The sequence below is a fragment of the Pseudolysinimonas sp. genome, from assembly GCF_057350545.1.
In genome coordinates, this window is record NZ_JBMRCP010000107.1 from 1 (window position 1) to 19,641 (window position 19,641).

17 protein-coding genes and 1 other RNA gene are annotated in these 19,641 nt (G+C 70.7%); 13 read left to right on the forward strand and 5 right to left on the reverse strand.

The features are described 5' to 3' along the window. Positions 1 to 34: 34 nt before the first annotated feature. Positions 35 to 131, reverse strand: an RNA gene (ffs, locus tag ACO1X9_RS14930) — signal recognition particle sRNA small type. A 51-nt stretch (positions 132 to 182) separates the two neighbouring features. On the opposite strand from ffs, the gene ACO1X9_RS14935 reads away from it, so the two are divergent. From ACO1X9_RS14935 to ACO1X9_RS14945, 3 genes are read left to right on the forward strand one after another with little or no spacing between them, the layout of a single operon-like run. After that, the gene (locus tag ACO1X9_RS14935) at positions 183 to 2,240 is read left to right on the forward strand and encodes a DNA polymerase III subunit gamma and tau (protein ID WP_486351642.1); all 2,058 of its coding nucleotides are present in this window, start codon (positions 183 to 185) and stop codon (positions 2,238 to 2,240) included. A gap of 3 nt (positions 2,241 to 2,243) precedes the next feature. Beyond that, on the forward strand, positions 2,244 to 2,843 hold the full coding sequence (recR, locus tag ACO1X9_RS14940; protein ID WP_486351643.1) for a recombination mediator RecR: 600 nt from the start codon (positions 2,244 to 2,246) through the stop codon (positions 2,841 to 2,843). Between the two features lie 16 nt (positions 2,844 to 2,859). Then, positions 2,860 to 3,618: an HAD-IIB family hydrolase gene (locus ACO1X9_RS14945; protein ID WP_486351644.1), complete on the forward strand. Its 759-nt coding sequence runs from the start codon at positions 2,860 to 2,862 to the stop codon at positions 3,616 to 3,618. Here ACO1X9_RS14945 and ACO1X9_RS14950 read toward each other — a convergent pair. Continuing rightward, positions 3,615 to 4,412 (reverse strand): endo alpha-1,4 polygalactosaminidase, encoded by a 798-nt coding sequence (locus ACO1X9_RS14950; protein ID WP_486351645.1) that lies wholly within the window; start codon positions 4,410 to 4,412, stop codon positions 3,615 to 3,617. The two genes, ACO1X9_RS14945 and ACO1X9_RS14950, sit on opposite strands and share 4 nt — an antisense overlap. Positions 4,413 to 4,484: 72 nt before the next feature. On the opposite strand from ACO1X9_RS14950, the gene ACO1X9_RS14955 reads away from it, so the two are divergent. Continuing rightward, positions 4,485 to 5,759, forward strand: a complete 1,275-nt coding sequence (locus ACO1X9_RS14955) for an aspartate kinase (RefSeq protein WP_486351646.1) — start codon at positions 4,485 to 4,487, stop codon at positions 5,757 to 5,759. A gap of 266 nt (positions 5,760 to 6,025) precedes the next feature. Further along, a complete protein-coding gene (locus tag ACO1X9_RS14960) occupies positions 6,026 to 7,081 on the forward strand; it encodes an aspartate-semialdehyde dehydrogenase (protein WP_486351647.1) in 1,056 nt (351 codons plus the stop codon). A gap of 57 nt (positions 7,082 to 7,138) precedes the next feature. On the opposite strand, the gene ACO1X9_RS14965 is transcribed toward ACO1X9_RS14960, so the two are convergent. Beyond that, a complete protein-coding gene (locus ACO1X9_RS14965; RefSeq protein ID WP_486351648.1) occupies positions 7,139 to 10,441 on the reverse strand; it encodes a hypothetical protein in 3,303 nt (1,100 codons plus the stop codon). A 170-nt stretch (positions 10,442 to 10,611) separates the two neighbouring features. Here ACO1X9_RS14965 and ACO1X9_RS14970 point away from each other — a divergent pair, with 170 nt between their 5' ends. From ACO1X9_RS14970 to ACO1X9_RS15005, 8 genes are all read left to right on the forward strand, one after another. After that, the gene (locus ACO1X9_RS14970) at positions 10,612 to 12,291 is read left to right on the forward strand and encodes a sigma-70 family RNA polymerase sigma factor (protein ID WP_486351649.1); all 1,680 of its coding nucleotides are present in this window, start codon (positions 10,612 to 10,614) and stop codon (positions 12,289 to 12,291) included. Between the two features lie 77 nt (positions 12,292 to 12,368). Continuing rightward, entirely contained in the window at positions 12,369 to 12,986 is a 618-nt protein-coding gene (locus tag ACO1X9_RS14975) for an SGNH/GDSL hydrolase family protein (protein ID WP_486351650.1), read from the forward strand. Positions 12,987 to 13,191: 205 nt separating this feature from the next. Continuing rightward, entirely contained in the window at positions 13,192 to 13,722 is a 531-nt protein-coding gene (locus ACO1X9_RS14980; protein ID WP_486351651.1) for an MSMEG_1061 family FMN-dependent PPOX-type flavoprotein, read from the forward strand. 32 nt (positions 13,723 to 13,754) lie between these two features. Beyond that, the gene (locus ACO1X9_RS14985; RefSeq protein ID WP_486351652.1) at positions 13,755 to 14,675 is read left to right on the forward strand and encodes a PDR/VanB family oxidoreductase; all 921 of its coding nucleotides are present in this window, start codon (positions 13,755 to 13,757) and stop codon (positions 14,673 to 14,675) included. A gap of 40 nt (positions 14,676 to 14,715) precedes the next feature. Then, complete coding sequence (mqo, locus tag ACO1X9_RS14990; protein WP_486351653.1) at positions 14,716 to 16,191, forward strand: malate dehydrogenase (quinone); 1,476 nt, start codon at positions 14,716 to 14,718, stop codon at positions 16,189 to 16,191. 40 nt (positions 16,192 to 16,231) lie between these two features. Next, the gene (locus tag ACO1X9_RS14995) at positions 16,232 to 17,329 is read left to right on the forward strand and encodes an Rv2578c family radical SAM protein (RefSeq protein WP_486351654.1); all 1,098 of its coding nucleotides are present in this window, start codon (positions 16,232 to 16,234) and stop codon (positions 17,327 to 17,329) included. Between the two features lie 41 nt (positions 17,330 to 17,370). Continuing rightward, entirely contained in the window at positions 17,371 to 18,078 is a 708-nt protein-coding gene (locus ACO1X9_RS15000) for a response regulator transcription factor (RefSeq protein WP_486351655.1), read from the forward strand. 10 nt (positions 18,079 to 18,088) lie between these two features. Next, complete coding sequence (locus ACO1X9_RS15005) at positions 18,089 to 18,769, forward strand: thymidine kinase (RefSeq protein ID WP_486351656.1); 681 nt, start codon at positions 18,089 to 18,091, stop codon at positions 18,767 to 18,769. Positions 18,770 to 18,884: 115 nt separating this feature from the next. Here the strand turns inward: ACO1X9_RS15005 and ACO1X9_RS15010 are convergent, their stop codons facing one another. Then, positions 18,885 to 19,223, reverse strand: coding sequence for a histone-like nucleoid-structuring protein Lsr2 (locus ACO1X9_RS15010; protein WP_486351657.1), 339 nt, complete (start codon positions 19,221 to 19,223; stop codon positions 18,885 to 18,887). Between the two features lie 18 nt (positions 19,224 to 19,241). Continuing rightward, on the reverse strand, positions 19,242 to 19,641 hold a 400-nt coding region (locus ACO1X9_RS15015; protein ID WP_486351658.1), incomplete at its 5' end, for a hypothetical protein.

The window sequence follows — 19,641 nt, forward strand, 5'->3', positions numbered from 1 at the left end:
CCAAGCGTGCGCCATAGGCCACTAGGCGAATCCTCCTGAGGACCCTCCGCGCACCCGTCAGAGCCCGGTTACCCTTGCTACGTTTCCGTCCTGGGGGAGTTGGCCTGGATGGCGCCACGCGGAGAGCCGTCGTCCAGTGTAGGGCCTCAGCCTCCGTCTCACGTGGCGGGTACCCTCTACACGTGGTCACCGCCCTGTACCGCCGCTATCGGCCCGAGACGTTCGCCGAGCTGATCGGCCAGGCGCAGGTGACGGATCCGCTCCGCACGGCCCTGCGCACCGACCGGGTCAACCATGCGTACCTCTTCTCGGGTCCCCGGGGATGCGGCAAGACGACGAGTGCGCGCATCCTCGCCCGCTGCCTCAACTGCGCGGCCGGGCCGACCGACACTCCGTGCGGTACGTGCGCATCGTGTGTCGAGCTCGCGCGCGACGGCAGCGGATCGCTCGACGTCGTCGAGATCGACGCCGCGAGCCACAACGGCGTCGACGACGCCCGCGACCTGCGCGAGCGCGCGGCGTTCGCGCCCGCCCGCGACCGCTACAAGATCTTCATCCTCGACGAGGCGCACATGGTGACGCCGCAGGGGTTCAATGCGCTGCTCAAGCTCGTCGAGGAGCCACCCGAGCACATCAAGTTCATCTTCGCCACGACCGAGCCCGACAAGGTCATCGGCACGATCCGCAGCCGCACCCACCACTACCCGTTCCGGCTGGTGCCGCCCGCGCAGATGCTCGACTACGTACAAGAGCTCTGCGGCCAGGAGAAGGTCGACGTCGAGGGCGGCGTGCTGCCGCTCGTCGTGCGCGCCGGCGGCGGCTCGGTGCGCGACACGCTCTCGCTGCTCGACCAGCTCATCGCAGGCTCCGAGGGTTCGACGATCGGCTACGAACGCGCCGTGGCGCTGCTCGGGTACACCCACGGCGCCCTTCTCGACGAGGTCGTCGACGCGCTCGGCGCCCGCGACGCGGCGGCGGTCTTCGGCGCGATCGACCGCGTCATCCAGACCGGACAAGACCCGCGTCGGTTCGTCGAAGACCTGCTCGAGCGCCTGCGCGACCTCATCGTCGTCGCGGCGACCCGCGACGGCGCCTCCGCTGTGCTGCGCGGCGTTCCGCTCGACGAGATCGACAGGATGGCGGCGCAGTCGGCCGCGTTCGGTGCGGCCGAGCTCTCCCGGGCCGCCGACGTCGTGAACACGGCGCTCACCGAGATGACCGGTGCCACCTCCCCGCGGCTGCACCTCGAGCTCATGGTCGCGCGACTGCTCGTGCCCGCCGCCGACGAGTCGGAGCGCGGCGCTCTCGCCCGCGTCGAGCGGCTCGAGCGGCGCATCGGCATCGACGAGCACCCGTCGATGCGTTCGGCGCCCGACCGGCCCGCGGTCGAGCCCGTCGATCTGAGCGCGGCCCGCAAGGCGAAGGAGGCCGCCGCCCCCGAGAAGCCACAGGCCGAGGGGCGCCCGGCGCCGCCGGACACACGGGGGGAGGAGCCGCCGCTTCGAAAGCCGGTCACCGAAGAACCACCCGCGGCCGAGGAGGAGCCCGCCGCCCCTGCCGCCCCCGTCACCCTCCAGCAGATCCGCGACGCGTGGCCCGAGATCCTCGAGGTCGTGAAAGACCTCAAGCGCACCTCATGGATGTCGCTCTCCGCTGCTTCGCCGCGCGCGTTCGAGGTCGACGTGCTGACCGTCGCCTTCTCGACCGAGGCCGATGTGCAGTCGTTCCGTCAGCCGCAGGCGCCCGGGGAGAGCATCAGCGAGCACCTCCGCGGCGCCATCCACCAGGTGCTCGGCGTGCGCGTCAAGTTCCTCACGCGCCACGACCCCGCCGACCCGCCCGCCACGAAGGCGGCGCCCGAGAAGGCGACACCTGAGAAGGCAGTCGCCGCGAAGACCCAGGTCGCTCCCCAGGACGAGAACCCCCTCCCGCCCGCGCCTCAGTGGAACGTCGTCGCGATCCCGTCGAGCGCACCCGACGCACCCGACGCCGCCGCGACCGCCGTCGACGCGCGCGAGCCCGAGCCGCCGACGGAGGCGTCGCCGGCATCCGTACCCCCGGCCGAGCCAGCCACCTCGGTGGCGGAACCGGCCAAACGCGCCCCGCAAGCGACGACGGCCGACGGCAAGGCGCGCTACGGCGAGGCGGTCGTGCGGGAGATCCTGGGGGCGAACTTCCTCGAAGAGCAGAGCCTCCGCCCGAAGGACCCGCCCGCCGCTCTCGACACCCCGGAGAGCTAGCGCGTGTACGAGGGAATCGTTCAGGAACTCATCGACGAACTCGGACGACTGCCCGGAATCGGGCCGAAGTCGGCGCAGCGCATCGCGTTCCACATCCTGCAGACCGAGTCGTTCGACGTGACCCGGCTCGCGCAGGTGCTCATGGATGTGCGCGACAAGGTGAGGTTCTGCTCGATCTGCGGCAACGTCGCCGAGCAGGACACGTGCTCGATCTGCCGCGACCCGCGCCGCAGCCCGGCGACCATCTGCGTCGTCGAGGAGGCGAAGGATGTCGTCGCGATCGAGCGCACGCGGGAGTTCCGCGGGCTCTACCACGTGCTCGGCGGGGCGATCAGCCCGATCGACGGCATCGGCCCCGACGACCTCCGCATCACGCAGCTCGTGCAGCGGCTCGCGGACTCGACGGTCACCGAGGTCATCATCGCGACCGACCCGAATCTCGAGGGTGAAGCGACCGCCACCTACCTCACGCGCCTGCTCGTGCAGCCCGGGCTCACGGTCACCCGTCTCGCGTCGGGGCTGCCGGTGGGCGGCGACCTCGAGTACGCCGACGAGGTGACCCTCGGGCGGGCCTTCGAAGGACGCCGCACCGTCGAGTCGTGAGGCAGACTGGATGCCCGTGACCACCACCAGCGTCCGGCTCGTCGCGTTCGACCTCGACGACACCCTCGCGCCGTCGAAGACCGCGATCGACCCGCGGATGGGCGATCTGCTCGTGAAGCTGCTGGGCGAGGTCGAGGTGTGCGTCATCTCGGGCGGCCAATTCGGCCAGTTCGAGAGCCAGCTCATCGCGAACCTCCCTGTCGCGCCGGAGGCGCTCGCGCGCATGCACCTCATGCCGACGTGCGGCACCCAGTACTACCTGCACGACGGCTCGGGATGGCGGCAGCAGTACGCCGAGAACCTCACCGACGTCCAGAAGGCGGCCGCGCTCGCGGCGGTCGAACTCGAGGCGAAGCGCCTCGGCTTCTGGGAGAGCGAGACGTGGGGCGACATCCTCGAAGACCGCGGCTCGCAGATCACCTTCTCGGCGCTCGGCCAGTCCGCGCCCGTCGACGCGAAGAAGGCCTGGGATCCGACGGGCGAGAAGAAGAACGCCCTCCGCGCCGCCGTGCAGGAGCACCTCCCCGACCTCGAGGTGCGCTCCGGTGGCTCGACGAGCATCGATATCACGCGCCGTGGCATCGACAAGGCGTACGGCATGAGCCGCCTGGCCGAGCTCACCGGCATCCCGTTCGACGAGATGCTCTTCGTCGGCGACCGGCTCGACCCAGACGGCAACGACTTCCCGGTGATCGCGCTCGGCATCCCGACTCGCGCGGTCGAGGGCTGGGAGGACACCGCCGAGGTCGTCGAGCAGTTCCTCGCGGGTCGCTAGCAGGTCTCGAAGACGTAACCGGCCGAGCCGACGGGTGTGAGGTCGAGGTCGCGCAGCACCGCGCTCCCGACGGCGGCGCACGCGGCCTCGAGGTGCTCGGGCGAGTACTCGATGTCGAACACGAGGTCGCCATACGCGTCGGTGTAGTCGCCGCACTCCTCGTAGCGCGCGCAGTCCTCGGTGACGGCGAAGTCGAATCCGACCTCGCGCTTCAGCACGGCCGACGACCCCGCACCGTTCTTCTGCGCGACCGCCATCCCGAGGTCGTGGGCCACTCGGGCGTAGCGGGCGGCGAGGTCGATGTTGTGCTCGAGCGTCAGGGCGCCGTCCGACCGGGAGTACGTGTCGAGGTTGTCGATCTCGACGGCGTCGAAGCCCGACGTCGCGCACGACGCCACGACCGTGCCGAGCAGCGCCGCGATCGCCATCCGGTTCTCCTCGGTCGACGTATCGAGCAGGTACTCGTCGGGCCAGTCGGGGTCGACGACCGGCTCGCCCTCGGCATCCCGCAGCACGAGGTCGGGATGCTCGGTCAGCCAGTGCTCCCCGTCGCCCGGTTGCGTCTGGAAGCCGTTCACGTAGCAGATGTCGTAGAGCCCCGACGGCTCAGCCGTGGCATCCCGCGCGACCACCGACACGCCCTCCGGCGGGTCGTAGGCACCGCCGAGCTGGTAGTCGAACGCCGCTCCCGCGGGAGGCAGGCGAACCTCCGGCGGGGCCGGTTCCTGGCCAACGCAGCCCGAGAGCAGCGCGACGGCGGCGATCCCGGCGAGCAGTCCGACGGTGCGCGTCATAGCCCCCATTCTCACGCCGCTAAACTGACCGCCGGGCCGCGTGCCCTCATCCCACCTCTCAGGAGCACCACCGTGAGCCTCATCGTGCAGAAGTTCGGCGGCTCGAGCGTCGCCGACGCCGAGAGCATCAAGCGTGTGGCGAAGCGCATCGTCGAGACCAAGAAGGCGGGCAACGACGTCGTCGTCGCCGTGTCGGCGATGGGCGACACGACGGATGAGCTCATCGATCTCGCGCACGAGGTCACGCCGATCCCGGATGCGCGTGAGATGGACATGCTGCTGACGACGGGGGAGCGCATCTCGATGGCGCTCCTCGCGATGGCGATCAAGAGCCTCGGGCACGACGCACGTTCCTACACCGGCAGCCAGGCCGGCATGATCACCGACGACCGGCACGGTTCGGCGCGCATCGTGGATGTCACCCCGGGTCGCGTGCGCGAAGCCCTCGATGCCGGTGCGATCGCGATCGTCGCCGGATTCCAAGGGTTCAACCGCGACAGCAAAGACATCACGACTCTCGGCCGGGGCGGCTCGGACACGACCGCCGTCGCGCTCGCCGCGGCGCTCGGGGCCGACGTCTGCGAGATCTACACCGACGTCGACGGGGTCTTCACCGCCGACCCGCGCGTCGTGCCGAAGGCGCACAAGCTCGAGAAGCTGACGAGCGAGGAGATGCTCGAGCTCGCGGCGGCGGGAGCGAAGGTGCTCTACATCCGCGCCGTCGAGTACGCGCGCCGCCACGGTGTGACGCTCCACGTGCGGTCGAGCTTCAACAACAACGAGGGCACCATGGTGCTGCCCGTCGAACTGCACGAGGAAGGAACCGGCGTGGAAGAGCCGATCATCACGGGCGTCGCGGGCGACCTCAACGAGGCCAAGGTCACCGTCGTCGGCGTGCCCGACGTGCCGGGCAAGGCCGCCGAGATCTTCACGATCGTCGCCAAGACGGGCGCCAACATCGACATGATCGTGCAGAACGTCTCGGCCGCCGCGACGGGTCTCACCGACATCTCGTTCACGCTGCCCAAGGTCGAGGGCGAGAAGGTCATGACGGCCCTCACCGCCGAGCAGCCCCAGGCCGGCTTCCAGTCGCTGCAGTACGACGACCAGATCGGCAAGCTCGCCGTCGTGGGTGCCGGGATGCGCACGAGCGCCGGGGTGTCGGCCCAGCTCTTCACGGCGCTGTCCGAGGCCGGTATCAACATCGAGATGATCTCCACCTCCGAGATCCGCATCTCGGTCGTCACGCGCGCCGACCAGCTCCAGCACGCGATGCGCATCGTGCACACCGCGTTCGGCCTCGACGGTGACGAAGAGGCCGTCGTGCACGGCGGCACCGGCCGCTGAGCCCGAACGTGGGGTGCTGACTGTCCCTCGAATTGGGGCCGGGCGCCAAGATGAGGTTTCTCTCATGTTTGTGGCGTCACCCGGTCGCGCACGGCTATCGTGATCGCACCGCGGGTCGGGGGGCCCGCGAATGATCGCCGGTCACGGCGGGTCGGGGGACCCGCCGTGACGGCTTCCCCGCGCTGCCGGATCGGTGGCGGGAATCGTGCCGCGGGTGACCGGTCGTCGTCGGCGGACGCCCCTCTGCGCCCGTAAGCTTTCGCGGTATGAGCACCACGGGCATCCGTCTCGGCGTCGTCGGCGCCACCGGTCAGGTCGGCGCGGTCGTGCGTCGACTCCTCGAGGAGCGGGACTTCCCGATCGCGGAGCTCCGCTTCTTCGCCTCGGAGCGGTCGGCCGGCACGACGCTCCCCTTCCGCGGTGAGCAGATCGTCGTCGAAGATGCGGCCACGGCCGACCCGACCGGCCTCGACGCCGCGATCTTCAGCGCCGGCGCGACGATGTCGAAGGTGCAGGCCCCCCGCTTCGCCGCCGCCGGCGTGCTCGTCATCGACAACTCGAGCGCGTGGCGCATGGATCCCGACGTGCCGCTCATCGTGAGCGAGGTGAACCCGCACGCCCTCGACGAGGCGAAGAAGGGCATCATCGCCAACCCGAACTGCACGACGATGGCCGCGATGCCCGTGCTCAAGGTGTTGGATGCCGAGGCAGGCCTCGAGCGCCTCGTCGTGAGCACCTACCAGGCGGTCTCCGGCGCGGGTCTCGCGGGCGGGGAGGAGCTGGCCGAGCAGGCGCAGGCGGCGGCCACCCAGGATGTCCTGGGCCTCGTGCACGACGGCGGTGCGGTGACTCTCCCGGCCCCCGTCAAGTTCCCGAAGAACATCGCCTTCAACGTCGTGCCGCTCGCCGGTTCGATCGTCGACGACGGCCTCGGCGAGACCGACGAGGAGAAGAAGCTCCGCAACGAGAGCCGCAAGATCCTCGAGCTCCCCGACCTGCGCGTCGCGGGCACGTGCGTGCGCGTCCCCGTCTTCACCGGGCACTCGCTGAGCATCAACGCCGAGTTCGCCCGGCCGCTCTCGCCGGAGCGCGCGACCGAACTGCTGGCCGCGGCCCCGGGCGTGCAGCTCATGGACGTGCCGACGCCGCTCGACGCCGCCGGCGCCGACCCGAGCCTCGTCGGTCGCATCCGCGCCGACCAGAGCGCGCCCGAGGGGCGCGGGCTCGTGCTCTTCATCTCCAACGACAACCTCCGCAAGGGCGCCGCGCTCAACGCGGTGCAGATTGCCGAGCTCGTCGCCGCGCGTCTTCCCGTCGCCTGAGAGTCCGGCGCCGCCCGGCGGGACGGGGGACACCCCGCCGCGACGGCGCCGGACGGCTCACACGGTCGCGCGCCGCCGCAGCACCACGAGGACGGCGCCGCCGACGACGGCGAGCACACCCGCGAGGAGGCCCGCGGGGGCGAGCGTCGAGCCCGTCGCACCGAGCGCGCTCGGGGTGATCGGCACCGTCGTGCGGGCGCACGAGGCGTCGGGGTCGGTCGCGCACGGACCCGCGACGACCGGCGGCGAGTAGCCCGCGGGGTTCACGAGCATCGCGGTGTTGACGAGCTCGCCGACCGCCTGCCGCGCGTCGACGGTGGCCGTCACCTCGAGCACGATCACGTCGTCCCGCGGGATCGCCGGGATGCTCCAGCTCACCGTCCGGGTGGCCGCGTCGTAGCTTCCTCCCGCCGTCGCGGAGACGAACGTGAGACCCGCCGGGAGCACGTCACGCACCGTTGTCGGCACGCTCGCCCGGGTGCCGGTGTTGCCCACCGTGACGGTGTAGCCGAGGGTGTCTCCCGGCACGGCGGCCGCAGCATCCACCGCCTTCTCGAGCGTGAACCTGTCGTCGGAGGCGGTGATGCCGACCTTCGGAGACTCCGTCGGCAGCAGCGCGACGCCGGTTGTCGTCTGCCCGAACGCGGCGACGCTGTTCCAGGCGACGAGGTCCTTCGACACGGTGGGCACGCTCATGCGGTAGCCGAGGGTGAAGCCCTCGCCCGTGTCGTACTCGTCGGCCGCCACGAGCCGCACCGCGAGCACCGCGCTCAGCCCGCCCAATGCGGCGGGGTCGGTCGTCCAGTCGTCGACGCACGCACCCTGGGTGGGGTGCACCTCGGGTCGGCAGGCGTCGGCCGAGGCCGAATAGGCGATCGTCACACCCGCGGGCGCGGCGCCCATCGACTCCAGGAGCGGCCGGAACGCGCTGCCGCGCGGCTCACCGGCCTGCGCCCCGCTCACGCCCGTGTCGCCGACGTGCGGGAAGACGTCGTAGAGCACGACGCCCTCGAGCGTCGGCGCGCCCGTGTTCGTCCAGGTGATCGCGTAGTCGGCGAGTCCGTCGGTCAGCTTCACGTGCCCGACCGCCGGGAAGGTCTGCGGTGTCGTGTCGTAGTCGCCCTGCACCGTCTTCTCGAGCAGGAACTGCCCGGACGTCGAGGTGACCGTGCGGAACACGGCGCTCGCCTCGCAGTTCGCCGGGGCGTCCGACGGATCGGGGCGCACACCGTCGTCGTCGGCCGGCGCGTACTCGCCCTCGGCGCAGCTCGGCAGCAGGTCGGCGTCGTCGTAGAAGACGCGCGCGGTGTTGGTGTACACGCCGGGGTCGCTCGGCTTGTCGACGACCAGCGGCGACAGCGTCAGCGTGAACCGTCCCGCCTCGGCGGGCAGCTCCGACGCCGGCAGGACGACGCGCACGAGATCGCGCCCGGGCGCGTGGTCGGCGATCACCTCGATGTCGAGCTCGGCCGCCGTGAACGCCAGCGTCGTGCCTCCCGGTCGGGTGAGCTGCGCGGTGATCGTGGTGGGATCGGTCGCGAGCCCCGTGTCCGCCGGCAGGAGGTCGGCGACGACGAGGTCGGCACCGGGGACGCCGGGGCTGAACAGCGTCGCCGTGAGCTGCACGCGGGCCTGACCGCCGGTCGCAGCCCCGACGTTCGACATCGTCTTGGTGATGCCGATCTGCGGCGCGTTGAGGATGAAGACATCCGCCGGCCCCGACGTCGCCGAGGCCACGGGCGTCGCGTCCGAACGGAGGAACCACTCGATGCTCGCGCGGTTCTGCAGCGTCTGGCCGTCCTGGGTCGACGGATCGGCATAGCCGTACACGCGGATGTTGTCCGCCCGCCGCGACTCCTGGCTCGGGTCGCGCGGGATGACGATCGCGGAGACCCGTGTCAGGTCGGCCGTCGGCACGACCCAGCCCGCCCAGCCGCCGCCGGAGGTCTCGAACTCGAGGTCGTGCACCACCCCGGCGATGTCGACGTACTGCGGCGCGTATCCGATCGCCGGGGCGTCGCCCGAGTACTCGAGCCGCACGCCGAGCAGATGGAACGCGGGAGCGGCGCAGATGCCGGCGCTCGCGGTGTAGACCCCGCTCGGTGAGAGGTCGGCGAGGCAGGGCAGCTTGTCCTCGATCCGGTACTGGAACGACTCGTACTGGATGCGGGGGCTGATCGTGTAGGTCGCCGGTGCGGCGTCGAGCACCGACGCCGGGCGCGTCGAGTTGTCGCCGTTGGGCAGCCACCGGCCGGGGTAGGTCGCGCGGCGGTCGGGGCTCCCCGTCGCCGCACGGTTCAGCGGCGCCGCCGACGACTTGCCGAGCGAGTGGGTGCCCGGGATCTCGGGGTCGCCGACGGCGAGCACGACGACGGTGCGGGTGCCCTCGGCGCTCGCCGGGTCGCCGCCGCCGAGCGGGGTCGCGACGGCGCTCACGGTGTTGGGCACGTTCTCGTAGGGGGCGAAGTCCGAGCCCGCGCCGCCGACCGTGCCGACCTGTGCCAGCACCGTGATGGTGTCGGCGGCCGCACCGGGGGAGGTGCCGCCGCACGCGACGGGCACGCTCGCGGCATCCGGGTACACCCACTCGAGCGCGCCCGTCACGGGGTCGGAGGTCGTGGGCGCCGGTGTGGCCGACAGGAACGTGAGACCCGCGGGGAGCACGTCGGTGACGGTGAGGTCGGCGGCGTACACCGAGCCGACCGGCTTGCTCGCGGGGCACGTCGCGCGCAGCGTGTACGTGATGGTGTCGCCCTCCTCGTAGAAGGTGCGATCGCTCGTCTTGGCGACGGTGAGAGGCACGGTCGCGGTCGCCGTGCCGACGGCGGGTTCGGGTGCCACGGTGCCGGTCATGTCGGGGTCGGTGCTCGACACCGACGGCAGCAGGCTCCACGAGGTGCCGTGGGCGGTCTGCAGGTTGGGCGGGATCACCGACAGCAGGATGCTCTGCGAGCTGCCCGCCGGGATCGAGTCGGCGAGGGTCACGACGAGCTCGCGCGCGACCGGATCGACGACCCAGCCCTGGATGAAGCCGGCGGGTCCGCCGCCCACGTCGAAGCCCCATCCGCTCATGTCGACGGCCGAGTCGAGCGGGATGGTGACGACCGCGTCGTCGCAGGTCGGGGCGTTCGTCCCGGCGCAGGCGAGGTTGATCTGGTACGTGAAGGTAGCCCCGGACGGCTGCGTGGTGGCGTTGGTCGCCTGGATGCTGAGACCGACGGCCACGGCCTGGGCGGCGGTCACCCCGGCGAGCGCGAGTGCGGCGCCGAGGACGACGGCGGTCAGGGCGGCGAGGCCGCGCCGAGCGACGCGTCGCGCTCCGGAGTCTGCGGTCGAGCGGCTGCGGGCATGGTGGTGCATAGCGAGAATCCCCCTTGGACGAACGGGGGCACACACAGGCCCCCACGTGGTGACACGTCGATCCGGGGGTGATCGTGACGCGAGTTCCGGGATTAGCCTGAGATTCCCTCCCTTTCGCGATTGACCGAGCGAACGCCGTCACGATCGCCCTCCGACGGGAGTGTTATCCGATGACGACTGGTATGGCGCGCGACGAAGAGGATGTTCGGGCCTGGGCGGACGAGGCCCTGGCCGCTGCGGCGCGCGCGGGCGATCGTGCGGCGTTCGCGGAGCTCTGGAGTCGGCACTCGAGAGCCGGCATCGTCGCGGCCCGGCAGTACGCCCAGATCGCGGATGCCGACGACCTGCTCTCCGAGGCGTCGCTCCGCATCTTCGCCGCACTGCAGCGCGGCGGGGGTCCGCACGGCGCCTTCCGTCCGTACCTCTACCGGGCCATCCGCAACGTCGCGCTCGACTGGCGCCGGCCGCCGACGATGCCCCTCGAGGATGCTCCGGAGGACGAGCTCGCGCTCCCCGGACCGGAACTCGCGGCGGCCGAGCGCACGATCGGCTTCCGCGCGTTCCGCACCCTTCCGGAACGGTGGCAGAGCGTGCTCTGGTACCTGGAGATCGAAGGGATGGAGCCGGCTCAGGCCGCACCGCTCCTGGGCCTCTCTCCCAACGCGACCTCTGCGCTCGCCGTCAGGGCGCGTGAGGGACTCAAGCGCGCGTGGCTGCAGGCTCATGTCAACGAGAACGGCGTGCCCGAGGGATGCCGGTGGACGACGGATCGTATGGGCGAGTACTCGCGCGGCGGGCTCCCGCGGCGGGCTCGTGAGCGCTTCGACGAGCATCTCTCCGGCTGCGAGCGGTGCACGGCGCTCCTCGCGGAGGTCGGCGACGCGAGCGGACGTCTGGCCGTCCTCCTCTTGCCGCTGCTGCTCGGCAGCGCGGGAGCCGCCGCCCTGCTCGCCCGCCGCGGCGAATCCGGCGCGTCGGCGTCGGGCGGCCCTGCGTCGCCTCCGGCGGCCGTGCCGCGTCCGCGCTCGCCGCTTCTCATGGCCGCCCTCGCGGCGGCGGTGGTGCTCGTCGTCGCCTCGGCCGCCCTCGCCGCGTCGCTTCCGCGCGCCGGCGCACCGGTCGCCGAGCCACCCCCCGAGACCTCGAGTCCGACCCCGAGCGACGAACCCGCGACCCCCGAGCCGTCTCCCGTCGACACACCGGCTCCTTCCCCGCCACCTCCGCGGGTGGCGCCGCCGGTCGCCCCTCCCGTGGTGCCTCCCGTCGTACCGCCGCCGGTCGCGCCGCCGGCACCCGCCGCGCCGACAATCGACTTCGATCCCGTGACCGGACGTGTCGCGGCGACCGGCGCGGGCGACGCGCCGGGAGCGACGGTCGAGCTCTGGGGCACGACGACCTCGGTCGTGACCGGTGTCACCTCACCGGAGACGCTCCTCGCGAGTGTCGTCGTCGCGCCCGACGGCACCTGGACGACCCCGGAGGCGGCAGGCGTCACGCCGATCCTGGTGACGCTCGTGGTGCGCCAGGTGCGCGACGGCCTGAGCTCCGGCCCCGTCGAGCTCGTGGCCTCCGCGGTCTTCAATGCCACGGTCGTCTCGACCGACGGCTCGGTCGCGGGCGGTGTCGCGAGCTGGCAGCTCGAGGGGTGGGCCGGGGCCGCGTGGGAGGTGCGGGAGCCGGGCGGGGGTGCCGTGGTGGCGGCCGGCACGTTCGACGCGACGGGAGCCGCGACGGCGACGGTCGCGCTCCCGGCCCTCCCCAGCGGCACCGTCGTGAACTACGACTACGGCTACGTGCAGGACGGGTCGCTCGCCGCCTCGTCGCCGGGGCTCACCGCGACCGTGCCGTGAGGCGCGACATCCATACGAGGTCTCCGCTCCGAACACCTCGTATGAGGGTCGGAGGCGTCGCGCTGCTTGCGCTCGGAGTGGCGCTCCTGACCGCCTGCTCGTCCAGCCCGACAGGACTCGACGACGCGCCCGTTCCCGAGGCACCTGTCGTCGCCTTCTACGGCGACTCGTACACGCTCGGCACGGGGGCGTCCGACCCGGCGAACCGGTGGTCGACGATCATCTGCGCCGAGCGCGGGTGGACGGAGTTCAATCCGAGCGTCAACGGCCTCGGCTTCGTGAACAACCGCCGGCTCGCGGCCGACCTGCCGTCACTCATCGTCGAGCGGCAGCCCGACATCGTGTTCGTCACGATGGGTCTCAACGACAACTTCTCCTACGCGTACGGGGCCGAGCGCATCCGGGAGGCCATCGACGACGATCTCGACCTCCTCACGACGCAGCTGCCCGACGCGCGTCTCATCGTCGTCGAGCCGTTCTGGTACACCGACGAGCGTCCGGAGTCGGTCGAGATCATCATCGGCTGGGTGAAGGATGCCGCCGATCGCGTCGGCGCGGACTGGATTCCCGACGCGTCGCACTGGATCGAAGGGCATCCCGAGTGGATGGCTGCGGATGGACTGCACCCCAACGACGCCGGGTACGCCGAGATGACCCGGCGGATGGACGCCGAGCTCACCCGGCTCGGCCTGTAGACGCCGCCTCTGTGGCGAGGACACAGTCGCGGCACCAACCGTGTGCCGTCGCCCCATGAGCCGGACCCCTCGAGCGCCGTATCGTCGAGGACGAGGAGGTCTGTCATGCTCTCGACCGAGTTCGCCCGGGTCGACCTGGAAGGACTGCGCGCCAGGCTGGGCTACCCCGATCCGCCCGCTCTGCAGAAGATCACCGACTTCCTCGATGAGAACTGCAAGACCTTCCTCGCCCACTCGCCGTTCGCGACGCTCGCCACTTTCCGACGCCGAGGGCAACTGCGACAGCTCCCCGCGCGGCGACTATCCCGGCTTCGTGCGGGCGATCGACGACCGCACCGTCGTCATCCCCGACCGCATCGGCAACAGGATCGCCGACTCGATGACGAACATTCTCGAGAATCCGCACGTCGGGCTCTTGTGCTTCGTGCCCGGCATGACGGAGACCCTGCGCATCAACGGACGCGCGTACCTCACCGACGATCCCGACGTTCTGCGGATGCTCGAACAGGACCACTCCCCGCCGAACCTCGCGATCGTCGTGAACATCGACCAGGCGTATCTGCACTGCGGCCGCGCGCTGCTGCGTTCCGGCCTCTGGGACCCGGAGATGCAGGACCTCGCCGCCGAGGTGCCGAGCTCGGGCACGATCTGGGCGAGCATGTCGGGCTTCGACCCGGAGATCGCGCAGGTCATCGACGACGCCGTCGCCGGCGACGGCTACCAGAACCTGTACTGAGTCGCAGAGCCCGAATGCGCGACCGTTCCGGGATGCTCCCCCTCGTGGTGAGCGAGATCACACGCGAGACTCCGTCGATCGTGAGCGTGCGTCTCGAGCATCCGTCGGGCGAACCGCTCCCCCCGTGGGAGCCCGGTGCACACCTCGACGTGCAACTCGTCACGCGGCACGAGCGGCAGTACTCGCTGTGCGGCGATCCCGCCGACACGCGGTCGTACCGTATCGCCGTGCTCAACGAGCCGCTCTCGCGCGGGGGTTCGCACTACATCCACACGCAGCTACGCGTCGGCAGCCGCGTCTTCGTGCGACCACCGCGCAACCTGTTCGAGCTCGGCGACGCGGCGTCGTACCTGCTGCTCGCAGCGGGCGTCGGCATCACCCCGATCCTCGCGATGGCACGCCATCTCGCCGCGACCGGGGCCGACTGGCGGCTGATCTACGCGGTGCGTAGCCCGGGAGATGCCGCGTTCACCGAGGAGCTCGCGGCGCTCGGCGACCGCGTGACGGTGCACGCGAGCGCGGCGAGTGGGCGACTCGACCTCGGGGCGCTCCTCGGCGGGCTCGAGCCGGGCACCGACGTCTACACGTGCGGCCCGACGCCGTTCACCGACGCCCTGCAGGCGGCACCACTCGCCCGGGGCTGCAGGCTGCACCTCGAGCGGTTCGAGCCGAAGCCGCGCGAGTTCGGGGAGCCCCAGCCTTTCGAGGTCGAGGTCGCGGGAACGGGCCGGGTGCTGCAGGTCCCTCCCGACCGCACGATGCTCGGCATCCTGAAGGCTGCGGGCTTCGACCCGGGCGGCTCGTGCCTGCGCGGGGTGTGCGGATCGTGCGCCCTCCAGGTGCTCGACGGCACCCCGGAGCACCGCGACTCGCTCACCGCCGACGACGCGTCGACGACGATGTACCCGTGCGTCTCGCGGGCCCTGAGCCCGCGCCTCGTCGTCGACCTCTGACCGGACGGCGACGCCCTCCCGGTCGACGTAGACTCGGAGGGTGACTGAACCCCTCGACGTCGCCCTCATCGGCGGCGGGGTCATGAGCGCCACCCTCGGAACCCTGCTCTCCCGTCTCGAACCCACCTGGAAGATCGCGATCTTCGAGTCGCTCGGCGACGTCGCGCGCGAGTCCTCCGATCCGTGGAACAACGCCGGCACCGGCCACGCGGCCCTGTGCGAGTTGAACTACACGCCGGAACGCAGCGACGGCTCGATCGACATCGCCAACGCGGTGAAGGTGGCCGAGCAGTTCCAGGTCTCCCGGCAGTTCTGGTCGTTCCTCGTGAGCGAGAGGATGCTCCCCGAGCCGGGCCGCTTCATCAACCCGATCCCACACATGACGCTCGTCTGGGGGGACGACAACGTCGCGTTCCTCCGCAAGCGCTTCGACGCGCTCAAAGACCACCCGCTCTTCGCCGGCATGGAGTACACCGAGGATGCGGCCGTCATCCGGTCGTGGACGCCGCTGTTGATCCCCGGCCGTCGCAAAGACCAGCCGATCGCCGCCACCCGCATCGCGTCGGGTACCGACGTCGACTTCGGCGCGCTCACCCACCGCCTCATCGACGGACTCGTCGAGAAGGGCGCGACGCTCAAGCTCAACCACCGTGTCACGGGCCTCACGCGGTCGCGCAAGAGCGGGCTGTGGAACCTCAAGGTGCGGCACGAGGTCGGCACGACGCGCCTCGAGTACGCGGCGCGGTTCGTCTTCGTCGGCGCGGGCGGCGGGGCGCTCAATCTGCTGCAGAAGTCGGGCATCCGCGAGATCCGCGGCTACGGCGGCTTTCCGATCAGCGGGCAGTTCCTGCGCACCGACGACCCGGCGATCGTGCGGCAGCACGCGGCGAAGGTATACGGCAAGGCGTCCGTCGGCGCCCCGCCGATGTCGGTGCCGCATCTCGACACCCGCGTCGTCGACGGGCAGGCGAGCCTGCTCTTCGGGCCCTACGCGGGGTTCTCGACGAAATACCTCAAGTCGGGTTCGGTGCTCGACCTGTTCGCCGCCCTCCGTTGGCACAACCTCGGCACCTTCATCGGCGCCGGGCTCAAGAATCTGTCGCTCGTGACCTACCTCGTCGGCGAGGTGCTGACGACGTCGCGTCGCCGCTTCCGCGCTCTTCAGGAGTTCGCGCCGAAGGCGCAGCAGAAGGACTGGCGGCTCATCACCGCCGGACAGCGCGTGCAGATCATGAAGCGCGACGCCGACGGCAAGGCGGTCATCCAGTTCGGCACGGAGGTCGTCGCGGGCGCCGACGGCACGATCGCGGGCCTGCTCGGTGCCTCCCCGGGCGCCTCGACGGCCGTGCCGATCATGCTCGACGTGCTCGCGAAGTGCTTCCCGAACCGGATGTCGGCATGGACGCCGCAGCTCGTGAAGATGATCCCGTCGTATGGCGGAACCCTCTCGAGCGACCCGGCGGCCGCGAAGGCCGCGCTCGCGAGCACGGCGGAGGCGCTCGGCATCCGCCCCTGAGCCCCTTGCGCGTCATTCGAACGTGTGTTCGAATGACGAGATGCGGTGGAGTGGGCAGGCGGTCTCGGCGGAGTCGACCGCGGCGCTGCCCGGGCTCGGGTCGCTGCGCGGGCTCGTGAAGTCGGTGCAGACACCGGAGTTCGCCGGCATCACCTTCCACGAGGTGCTCGCCAAGTCGGCGCTCAATCATGTGCCCGGCTCCTCGTCGGCGCTGCCGTTCGCCTGGACGATCAACCCCTACCGCGGATGCAGTCACGCCTGCACCTTCTGCTTCGCCCGAAACACCCACACCTACCTCGACCTCGACGCGGGCAAAGACTTCGACTCCGAGATCATCGTCAAGGTCAACGTCGCCGAAGTGCTCGCGAAAGAGCTCGCCCGCCCGTCCTGGGAACGGCATCCCGTCGCGCTCGGCACCAACACCGACCCGTACCAGCGCGCCGAGGGCCGCTACCGCCTGATGCCCGGCATCATCGCGGCGCTCGCCGCCTCGGCCACTCCGTTCAGCATCCTCACCAAGGGCACGCTGCTGCGGCGCGACATCCCGCTGCTCCGGGCGGCCGCGCAGCACGTGCCGATCGAGATCGCCATGACGATCGACGTGATCGACAGCGACCTCCGCGCGTCGGTCGAGCCGGGCGCGCCGACGACGGAGGCCCGACTCGCGACCGTCAGGGCGGTCAGGGATGCCGGCCTGCCGTGCTCGGTGTTCGTCATGCCCGTGCTGCCCTATCTCACCGACTCGAGCGACCACCTCGACCGACTGTTCTCGGCGATCGCCGAGGCGGGGGCGGAGTCGGTCGCCTATTCGGCGCTGCACCTGCGCACCGGGGCGCGCGAGTGGTTCTTCACCTGGCTCGCACGCGAGCATCCCGAACTGCTGCCGCGCTATGGCGCGATGTATCCCGGGCGTCAGGCGTACGCACCGGCCGAGTACCGCACGTGGCTCGCCGCCCGAGTGCGGCCGCTGCTGCGCAAGCACGGGCTCACGCGACCGCCGCGCATCGACCCCGCGACGGGGTCGCCCCTGCCGCGCGTCATCGGTCGCACGCGAGCGCGCGGCAACGTCGGCGACAGGATGCTTGCGAACGAGCTCCCGGCCGCCGCCGCCGCAGGATTGCAGCCGACACTGTTCTGAGTTCGAGACGATCGGGGTACATCGCACATAGGGTGGAAAACGTGAGCACCATCCAGCACAGCGACCCAGGACAGCCCCGTCCCGGCGAGTCAGCGGGTGCCGGCCGGGGCTCCGCGCCGGTGCGCCTCGCCATCCTCGACGACCATGAGGTGCTGCTCGACAGCCTGAGCAGTTGGATCACCGGCAACGCCTCCGACTTCGAGGTCGTGCTCATGGCGCCCACCTGGCTCCAGCTCGTGCACAGCCCCGCCTTCCCCACCGACCTCGTCTTCATCGACTTCCAACTCAAGGAGCCCGTCTCGATCGAGGCGCGGGTGCGCACATGCCGCGCGGCCGGCGCGAAAGTCATCGTGCTCTCGAGCGTCGACACTCGCGAAGCGCGTGAACGCGCACTCGCCGCCGGCGCCGCCGCGTTCCTCTCCAAGTCGCTCACCATGGCGGCGGTCATGGAGACGGCGCGTCGGGTCATGGGGATCCAGAGCGACCCGTCGGCGCGCGTCTGGCGACCGACCGCCCCCGGAACGGTGCCGCAGACCCGGCCGAAGCTCAGCCCCGGAGAAGCCGAGGCGCTGCGGCTCTACGTGACCGGATTCAGCACCACCGAAGTCGCTGCACGCATGAACGTGCAATACGAGACGGCGAAGACCTACCTCCGACGCGTACGCGAGAAGTACGCGCGCGTCGACCGTCCCGCGAGCAAGAAGGCGGATCTCATCCGCCGTGCCGCGGAAGACGGCTACCTCGAATAGCCTCTGAGCCGTGGCGAAACTGTATTTCCGGTACGGAGCGATGAACTCCGGCAAGAGCACCGCGCTGCTCCAGGCCGCCTACAACTACGAGGAACGTGGGCAGCAGGTGCTGTTGGCGAAACCCGCGATCGACTCCAAGGGTCAGGCGTCCATCGTCTCGCGGCTCGGTGTCACGCGCGCCGTCGATTTCACGCTCGCCGCGGGCGAAGACGTTCGTGCGGCCTTCATGCGCCAGCGTGAACGGGTCATCCGCGAAACCGGCAAGGATGTCGCCTGCCTCCTGCTCGACGAAGTGCAATTCCTCGACGAAGGTCAGGTCGACGACCTGCTGCGCATCGCCATCGACGAAGACGTCCCCGTACTCGCCTACGGCATCCGCACCGATTTCCAGACGGTCGCGTTCCCGGGCAGCCGACGGCTGCTCGAGATCGCGCACTCGCTCGAAGAGCTCAAGACGATCTGCCGGTGCGGGCGCAAGGCGATCTTCAACGCCCGCACCGTCGACGGCGTGTTCATCTTCGACGGCGACCAGGTCGCCATCGACGCCACGACCGGCCGTCAGGGCGACGTCGGCTACGAGTCGCTCTGCGCGTCGTGCTACCTCGAGGAGTCGGGCGGCGTGCTCAACCGCGGCTGGAAGCCGCGACTCGACTTCAGCTACGACTCCGGCCCCGACGCCGACTTCTCATAACGCTCGGTGGTCGAGTAGCGCCCCCCCGGGCGCGTGTGCCTCGGTGGTCGAGTAGCGCCCGCCGGGAGCGTGTGCCTCGGTGGTCGAGTAGCGCCCGCCGGGCGCGTGTCGAGACCTAGTGCGAGCGCTCGTACGCCTCGCGCACGTCGGCCGAGATGCGACCGCGATCTCCCACCGAGAAGCCGTTCGACTGAGCCCACGAGCGGATCGCGGCGAGATCGCCGCCGCTCGAACGCGACGAACGACGCGCACCCGACCCGCGACCGGCACCCGCGACCGAGCGACCGGCCGAGATGAACGGGGCGAGGGCTGCGCGCAGCTTGTCGACGTTGGAGTCGGAGAGGTCGATCTCGTACGAGCGTCCCTCGAGCGAGAAACGCACGGTGCTGCCGCTGCCGTTCTCGAGCACGGTGCCGTCGAGGTCGTCGACGAGTTGCGTGATTTGCTTCTTCATTTGTGATTCCCCGTTTAATCAGAACGTGAGTCCGATCCGCGGGTTTAGATTAGCGCCTAAACCGCTTAGGGCGAAATGCCGTTCCGCATGCTGTGGAAACATGACGCGAAATCGCGGTGCGATTTCGCTGGGTACTGGGTACGCCCCGACGCGCACGGCCGTCACGCCGCCGAGCGGCGCGCCGGAACCGGCGGCGGGGGCCCGGTTGTTGACGCCGGAACGAAATGCGAAGAGGGCCGCCCGACGGGCGGCCCTCTTCGCATTGGTCGGGGTAACAGTGTCGTGGTTCAGGACATAGGAAACCCATGTCTCAAGACATAGGAAACCCTCGGCCACGCTCTGAGGGGTGTCGAAGGCTCGCCTGATCATCACTGCTGTCACCGTCCAGGGGCTCTCGCAGGCTGAGGCCGCGCGCACC